Genomic DNA, 3,329 nt, shown 5'->3' with positions numbered 1-3,329 from the left:
AGCAGCAGACGCTGCTGCGGATCCATCGCCAGCGCCTCACGCGGCGAGACCCCGAAGAACCCCGGATCGAACTCACCTGCGTCATAAAGGAATCCACCATGCCGTGCGTACGACGTCCCGATCGTCTCCGGGTTCGGGTCGTACAGCCGCGCCAGGTCCCAACCGCGATCGGCCGGGAACTCGCCGAGCGCCTCCGAACCCCCGGCGACCAGGCGCCAGAGGTCCTCCGGCGAACCGACTCCGCCCGGGTAGCGGCACGCCATGCCCACGATCGCGATCGGCTCATCGTCGAGGGTCCGGACCGGGACGACGGTGGTGTCTGCGGCCTGCGCACCGGTGAGCTCGTCGTCCAGGTGGTCGGCGACGGCCTGCGCGGTCGGGTAGTCGAAGACGAGCGTCGCCGGCAGGTGCAGGCCGGTGACCTCATTGAGCTGCTGGCGCAGTTCGACCGCACTGAGGGAGTCGAAGCCGAGGTTCTGGAAGGCCGCACCGGCGGCGATCGCCTCGACCGAAGTGTGGCCGAGTACAGAGGCGACCTTCTCCCGGACCAGGGTGAGCAGGACCCGCATTCGTTCCGCTCGGTCGAGCCCCGCGAGGCGCCGCACCAGCTGCTGCGAGCCTGCCCGGCCTGCCGGGCGGGCGACGGTCCGGACCATGCCCCGCAGCAGGGCCGGGAGAGCGTCTCCGCGCGAGCGCAGAGCGGCCGTCTCGACCTGGGCGGCGACCAGTCCGGGGGTGTCGGCCCGCAGGCCCGCGTCAAACAGCGCGAGGCCCTCAGTCACAGTGAGCGCGGGAAGGCCCTGGCGGCGCACTCGGTCGAGGTCGGTCCGGCTGAGCCATCGGCTCAGGCCGGTGTCGGTGTCCCAGAGGCCGAACGCCAGGGAGGTGGCCGGCAGGCCCTGAGCGTGGCGATGGAAGGCCAGCGCGTCCAGGAATACGTTGGCCGCGGCGTAGTTGGCCTGGCCGGCCGGCAGCAGGAAGCCACCGACCGAGGAGAACAGGACGAAGGCGGTCAGGTCCAGGTGGTGGGTGAGCTCGTGCAGGTGCCAGGCCGCATCGGCCTTGGGCCGCAGCACACCGTCGAGCCGCTCCTCGGTCAGCGCGCCGACGAGGCCGTTGTCGCCGACGCCGGCAGTGTGCACGACAGCGGTCAGGGGGTGCTCGGCGGGTATCGCGCCGAGTAGTTCGGCGAGGACGGCGCGGTCCGCGACGTCGCAGGCTGTAATGGTGACCTCGGCGCCGAGTCCGGCCAGCTCCTCGGCCAGTTCGGCCGCGCCGGGGGCGTTCGGGCCGCTGCGGCTGATGAGCAGCAAGTGGCGGACGCCGTGGGCGGTGACGAGGTGGCGGGCGGTGAGCGCGCCGAGGCCGCCGGTGCCGCCGGTGACCAGGACGGTGCCCTGCGGGTCGAGGGCCGGTACTTCCTGTCCGGTGTCCGCGCGAGTCATCCGGGGGACGCGCAGTTCGCCCGTACGGAGGGCCAGTTCGGCCTCCTCGCTCGCGACAGCCGCCCCGAGGGCCTGCCAGGACTCGGCGCTGCCGTCGACGTCGGCGAGTACGAAGCGGCCCGGGTTCTCGGCCTGCGCGGCCCGGACCAGGCCCCAGACGGGAGCGTGGCCGAGGTCGATCTGCTCGGCCGGGTCGGTGACCACGGCCTGTTGGGTGACCACCACGAGACGGGAAGAGGAGTAGCGCTCGTCGGCCAGCCACTGCTGGACGGCTGCCAGCACCCGACCGGTGGCCTGTCGCACCGCAGTGGGCACCTCCGCCGCCGGATCGGTGAGCGGACACTGTACGTAAACCCAGTCCGGCACGGGCTCGGCCGCGGTGAGCGAGTCCAGCTCCCGGTACTGCTCGGGGTCGGTGCCGGTGGCGACCGGGAGCGCCGGCCAACTCACCCGGAAAAGTCCGTCGTTGCCCGATGCGGCTCGCAGCTGGTCGGCGCTGAGCGCGCGGAGGTTGAGCGCGCCGATCTCGGCGACGGGCGCACCGTCGCGGTCGGCGAGGGCCAGCGTGACGGAATCGCCGGTACGGGCGGGGCCGATCCTGATCCGGAGGCTGGTCGAGCCGGCCGCGTGCAGGGCCGTCCGGTGCCAGGCGAACGGCATGTACGGCTTGCCGGGGTCCGTTCCCGGCAGGAAGTCTCCGAGTGCGATGGCGTGCAGGGCCGCGTCGAGCAAAGCCGGGTGGAGGCCGAACCGCGCGGCGCCTGCCTCGGCCCCGGAGGGCAGGGTGATCTCGGCGTAGACGTGGCGGTCGAGCTTCCAGGCGGCGGTGAGGCCTTGGAAGGTGTCCCCGTAGTCCAGACCCATCGTGGCCATGTCGTCGTACAGATCCGACACGTCCACCGGCGTGGCGTCGGCCGGCGGCCAGGCAGACAGGTCGAAGGCCGGCGTCCCGGCGGCCCGGCCCAGCACGCCCTGGGCGTGCTCGGTCCAGGCGGTGGCGTCCTGAACGCGGGAGTGGACGGTCAGCGCGCGGCGGCCCGATTCCTCGGCCGCGACGACCAGCTGCACCCGGACAGCACCATCGGCCGGGATCACCAGCGGTGTTTGGAGGGTGAGTTCGTCCAGCAGCGGCAGGCCGAGCTCCTGTCCGGCCCGGATCGCGATTTCGGCGAGGGCGGCGCCGGGGAGGACCACGGTGCCGTTGACGGCGTGGTCGGCCAGCCAGGGCTGGGCGGCCAGGGAGAGGCGGCCGCTGAAGACCACCTGTTCGCCATCGGCCAGTTCAGTGGCCGCGCTGAGCAGCGGGTGGTCGATCGTGTCCAGCCCGGCACCGGTCACGCCGCCGCCGTCGTCGGCCGCAAGCCAGTACCGCTGACGCTGGAAGGCGTAGGTCGGGAGGTCGACGTGGCGGGGCTCCGCAGCGGCGAAGTAGGCGTCCCAGGCCACCGTGATGCCGGTGGTGTGGAGGCGGCCCAGGGCTTCGAGGACGGTGCGGGGCTCGTCGCGGTCCTTGCGGGCGGTGGGTACGAAGGTCTCGTCGCCGCTGTCGAGGGTCTGCTGGGCCATGCCGGTGAGGGTTCCGTCCGGGCCGACCTCCAGGAAGACACTGGCTTCAGTGGCACGGACTCCGTCGGCGAAGCGGACGGGGCGGCGGACGTGATCGACCCAGTAGTCGGCGGTGGTCAGCAGACCCGCTTCGGCCAGGCGGCCGGTGACGTTGGAGACGACGGGGAGCGTGGGCTCATGGAACTCAATGCCGCTCAGGGCTGTGCGGAAGTCCTCCAGCATCGGGTCCATCAGCGGGGAGTGGAAGGCGTGGGAGACCCGCAGGCGCTTCGTCCGCGCAGACGTCCGCTTCTCGATCTCCGCGATCGCGGTCTCGGT

1 protein-coding gene is annotated in these 3,329 nt (G+C 72.4%); it reads right to left on the bottom strand.

Annotated elements, in window-relative coordinates; translation table 11 throughout:
• Window positions 1-3,329 (bottom strand): SDR family NAD(P)-dependent oxidoreductase (locus ACLQ2N_RS35845; RefSeq protein ID WP_425819966.1); only part of this gene is annotated, 3,329 nt, incomplete at both ends.

It is taken from the genome of Streptomyces sp. DT224 (genome assembly GCF_049844595.1).
Lineage (GTDB): Bacteria > Actinomycetota > Actinomycetes > Streptomycetales > Streptomycetaceae > Streptomyces.
Note: the sequence above shows the minus strand (reverse complement) of the source record. Positions and strands in the feature narration are given on the sequence as shown.